The sequence below is a fragment of the Piscinibacter sp. genome, from assembly GCF_050175855.1.
In the GTDB taxonomy this organism is placed as follows: domain Bacteria; phylum Pseudomonadota; class Gammaproteobacteria; order Burkholderiales; family Burkholderiaceae_C; genus Piscinibacter.
This window is the reverse complement of sequence record NZ_JBFXIO010000396.1, coordinates 1-4,536: the sequence shown is the minus strand read 5'-3', so window position 1 is coordinate 4,536 and position 4,536 is coordinate 1. Positions and strand designations below refer to the sequence as shown.

The 4,536-nt window shown below is 68.9% G+C and carries 3 protein-coding genes; all 3 read right to left on the bottom strand.

What is annotated here, in order from left to right:
- Window positions 1–51: 51 nt before the first annotated feature.
- Complete coding sequence (locus AB7U92_RS22340; protein WP_428582235.1) at window positions 52–1,164, bottom strand: dynamin family protein; 1,113 nt, start codon at window positions 1,162–1,164, stop codon at window positions 52–54.
- A gap of 203 nt (window positions 1,165–1,367) precedes the next feature.
- Entirely contained in the window at window positions 1,368–2,834 is a 1,467-nt protein-coding gene (locus tag AB7U92_RS22335; protein ID WP_428582233.1) for a glutamate synthase subunit beta, read from the bottom strand.
- A 15-nt stretch (window positions 2,835–2,849) separates the two neighbouring features.
- A partial coding sequence (locus AB7U92_RS22330; protein WP_428582231.1) for a glutamate synthase-related protein occupies window positions 2,850–4,536 on the bottom strand: 1,687 nt, incomplete at its 5' end.

The following is a 4,536-nucleotide window of genomic DNA, read 5'->3' as shown; positions in this document are numbered from 1 at the left end:
GGCCGTCTCCGCGTCCACGCGCTGCAGCAACATATGCAGCTTGGCGCCGCTCTAGCCGCGCAGGCCGCGCAGCTCGAGCGTCTGCTCGGCCAACTGGCGGCGGTTGTCGTTCAGACGCCGCGCCACGTGCATCTCGATCTGGCCGGCGGCATCGAGCACCACCCGCTCGAGCAGCGCGCGGCGCTGCGGCATCAGTTCCCCGCCGAGCGCTGTCTCCAGCGCCGGCAGGCGGCTCTGCTCCAGGGCGCCACCGTCGCCGTCGACGCGCGCGGCCAGCGCCTGGCGGGCCGACAGCGGATAGACGCGCTCGGCCGGCACGCCCAGCGTGCGCGCGGTCTCGGTGCGCTGGCGCTCGATCTGCTCGCGCACCTGCTCGGCCGTGGCCAGCGGATCGATCATCGCGTCGATCTTGTTGAGCACCACGAAGCGGGACAGCGCGTCGCCACTGAGGTGATCGCGCCAGATCGCCAGGTCGGACTTCGTGACGCCGGTGTCGGCGCCGAGGATGAAGACCGTGGCGTGGGCCGTCGGCAGCAGGCTGAGCGTCAGCTCGGGCTCGGCGCCGATGGCGTTGAGGCCCGGAGTGTCGAGCACCACCAAGCCTTGCTTGAGCAGCGGATGCGGGTAGTTGATCAGCGCATGGCGCCAGGCCGGCACCTCGACGCGGCCGGCGTCGTCCAGCGGCGGGTTCTCGTCGGGCGTCTCGTCGTTCCAGAAGCCCAGCTCGCGAGCCTGGTCCTTCGTGACCCAGGAGGTGCGCATCACCTCGCGCAGCGACTCGGCCAGCTTCTCCGGGTTGCCGACGTCGAGCTTGAACAGCTTCCAGGCCTTGGGCAGCGTGCGCAGCTCGCCGAGCGACTGGCCGGTCAGGCGCGTCTCGATGGGCAGCAGCGACAGCGAGGGCGCTTCGTCGGCGTCCCAGGCCAGCTCGACCGGGCACATCGTGGTGCGCCCCGGCGTGGCCGGCAGGATGCGGCGGCCGGCATCGGCGAAGAAGATCGCGTTGATCAGCTCCGACTTGCCGCGCGAGAACTCGGCGACGAAAGCGACCACCAGCTTCTGCTGGCCGAGTTGCTCGCGCAGGCTGTCGAGCTGGGCCTGCACGGCGCCGTCGGACAGGTCGTGATCGGCGAGGAATCGGCCGACCTCGTCGAGGCGGCTCACGAGCGAGCGCCTCCAGCCGCTGAGGGCGTCGAGACTGCTGGCGAACGAATGCGACATGAAGGTGGCGGGCGGATCCCTTGAATCGGGGGGATGGTAGCCCAAGCCCCTCGGAATCCCACCCCGCCGCCGGCGTGGCGAAACAACTGCTCACCAGCGCGGCGCGCGGCGTGACGGATCCATCACGCTGCGCCCGCAGGCCGGCTTCAGCGCGGCAGGTCGCTGCGGCCCATCAGGTACTGGTCGACCGCGCGCGCGGCCTGGCGGCCCTCGCGGATCGCCCACACCACCAGTGACTGGCCGCGGCGCATGTCGCCGGCGGCGAAGACCTTGTCGACGTTGGTCTTGTAGCCGGCGCTGGCGTCGGTGCCGGCCCGGGCGTTGCCGCGCGCGTCCTTGTCGACGCCGAAGGCATCGAGCACCGTGGCCACCGGGCTGACGAAGCCCATCGCCAGCAGCACCAGGTCGGCCGGGATGATCTTCTCGCTGCCCGGCACCTCGGTCATCTTGCCGCCCTGCCACTCGACACGCACCGACTTCAGCGCGGTGACCTTGCCCTTCTCGCCGATGAACTCCTTGGTGGCGATGGCGAACTCGCGATCGCAGCCCTCCTCGTGGCTCGACGAGGTGCGCAGCTTGATCGGCCAGTACGGCCACACCAGCGGCTTGTTCTCGTGCTCGGGCGGCATCGGCAGCAGCTCGAACTGGGTGACGCTCTTCGCGCCATGGCGGTTGCTGGTGCCTACGCAGTCGGAGCCGGTGTCGCCGCCGCCGATCACGACGACGTGCTTGCCGGTGGCCATGATCTGGCCCTTGACCTTGCCGCCACCGTTGACCTTGTTCTGCTGCGGCAGGAACTCCATCGCGAAGTGCACGCCGTCGAGGTCGCGGCCGGGCACCGGCAGGTCGCGCGACTGCTCGGCGCCGCCGGCCAGCAGCACCGCGTCGAACTCGGCCTTGAGCTGCTCGGGCGAGACGATTTCCTTGGCCCAGTTGGTGACCTTGCTGCCCTCGGGCAGGTGGCCGACCATCGTGTTGGTGCGGAAGCTCACACCCTCGGCCTTCATCTGATCGATGCGGCGGTCGATATGCGACTTCTCCATCTTGAAGTCGGGGATGCCGTAGCGCAGCAATCCGCCCGGGGCGTCGTTTTTCTCGAACACCGTCACGTCGTGGCCGGCGCGCGCGAGTTGCTGCGCAGCCGCCAGGCCGGCCGGGCCGGAACCGACCACCGCGACCTTCCTGCCGGTCTTGGCGATGGGCTTGCGCGGCACCACCCAGCCCTCGGCCCAGGCGCGGTCGATGATCGCATGCTCAATGCTCTTGATGCCCACGGCGTCGTCGTTGACGTTGAGCGTGCAGGCCGCCTCGCAGGGCGCCGGGCAGATGCGGCCGGTGAACTCGGGGAAGTTGTTGGTGGAATCGAGCACCGCGAAGGCGTTCTTCCATTCACCCCGGTACACCAGGTCGTTGAAGTCCGGAATGATGTTGTTGACCGGGCAGCCGTTGTTGCAGAACGGCGTGCCGCAGTCCATGCAGCGCGCGCCCTGGACCTTCGCCTCGTCGGCCTTCAGGCCGATGACGAATTCCTTGTAGTGCTTCAGGCGCTCGGGCACGGGCGCGTAGCCCTCCTCGAGACGCTCGAATTCCATGAAGCCGGTGACTTTTCCCATGATCGTTCTCGCCTCTTACTTCGCCGGGACGGCCTTGGACTTCTTGTCGCTGCCCTTGGCCTTGGCGACGACGTCGCCGGCTTCCTTGGCCGCGTGGATCTCGCCGAGTGCGCGCTTGTACTCGTGCGGGAACACCTTGACGAACTTGGCGCGCGACTCTGCCCAGTGGTCGAGGATGTGGCGGGCGCGCAGGCTGCCCGTCCACTTGTGGTGGTCCTCGATCAGCTTGCGCAACTGCACCTCGTCGGTCTCGCCGCGGTGCCAGATCGAACGGTCGACACTGGCCTCCTGCTCGGTCTTGGTCAGCACCTTCTCCAGCGCCACCATCGAGGGGTTGCAGCGCTTGGCGAAGAGGCCGTCCTCGTCGTAGACGTAGGCGATGCCGCCGCTCATGCCAGCGGCGAAGTTGCGGCCCGTCTTGCCGAGCACCACCACCGTGCCGCCGGTCATGTACTCGCAGCCGTGGTCACCGGTACCCTCCACCACTGCCGTGGCACCCGACAGGCGCACCGCGAAGCGCTCGCCGGCCACGCCGCGGAAGAAGGCCTCGCCACTGGTGGCGCCGTACAGCACCGTGTTGCCGACGATGATGTTGCTGGTGGCGTCCCCGCGGAACTCGATGCTCGGGCGGATCGCGATGCGCCCGCCCGACAGGCCCTTGCCGGTGTAGTCGTTGGCGTCGCCGATCAGGTAGATGGTGATGCCCTTGGCGAGGAAGGCGCCAAAGCTCTGGCCGCCCGTGCCTTCCATCTGAATGAAGACGGTCTGGTCGGGCAGGCCTTCGGGATGACGGCGGATCAGCTCGCCCGAGAGCATCGCGCCCACCGTGCGGTTGACGTTGCGCGCATCCTCGAGGAACTGCACCTTCTCGCCGCGCTCGAGCGCTGCCTTGGCCTTCTCGATCAGGCGCTGGTCGAGCGCACGGTCCAGGCCGTGGTCCTGCGTCTCGACATGGCGGCGCGGCACCTCGGCCGGTGCGGCCGGCTGGTGGAACACGCGGCTGAAGTCCAGGCCGCGCGCCTTCCAGTGGGCGATGCCCTTCTTCATGTCGAGCAGGTCGCTGCGGCCGACCAGGTCGTCGAACTTGCGGATGCCCAGTTGCGCCATGATCTGGCGCGCTTCCTCGGCGACGAAGAAGAAATAGTTGAGGACGTGCTCGGGCTTGCCGGCGAACTTGGCGCGCAGCACCGGATCCTGCGTGGCCACACCCACCGGGCAGGTGTTCAGGTGGCACTTGCGCATCATGATGCAGCCCTCGGCCACCAGCGGCGCGGTGGCGAAGCCGAACTCGTCGGCGCCGAGCAGCGCGCCAATCACCACGTCGCGGCCGGTCTTCATCTGGCCATCGGCCTGCACGCGGATGCGGCTGCGCAGGCGGTTGAGCACCAGCGTCTGCTGGGTCTCGGCCAGGCCCAGCTCCCAGGGCGTGCCGGCGTGCTTGATCGAGCTCCACGGCGAGGCGCCGGTGCCGCCGTCGTGGCCGGCGATCACCACGTGGTCGGCCTTGGCCTTGGCCACGCCGGCGGCGATCGTGCCCACGCCCACCTCGGACACCAGCTTCACGCTGATGTCGGCGCGGTGGTTCACGTTCTTCAGGTCGTGGATCAGCTGCGCCAGATCCTCGATCGAGTAGATGTCGTGGTGCGGCGGCGGCGAGATCAGACCCACGCCCGGCACCGAGTAGCGCAGGAAGCCGATGTAC

Excerpts from the sequence above, each read along its gene's own strand:
- AB7U92_RS22335 (WP_428582233.1), bottom strand. The coding sequence starts at position 2,834 with ATGGGAAAAGTCACCGGCTTCATGGAATTCGAGCGTCTCGAGGAGGGC.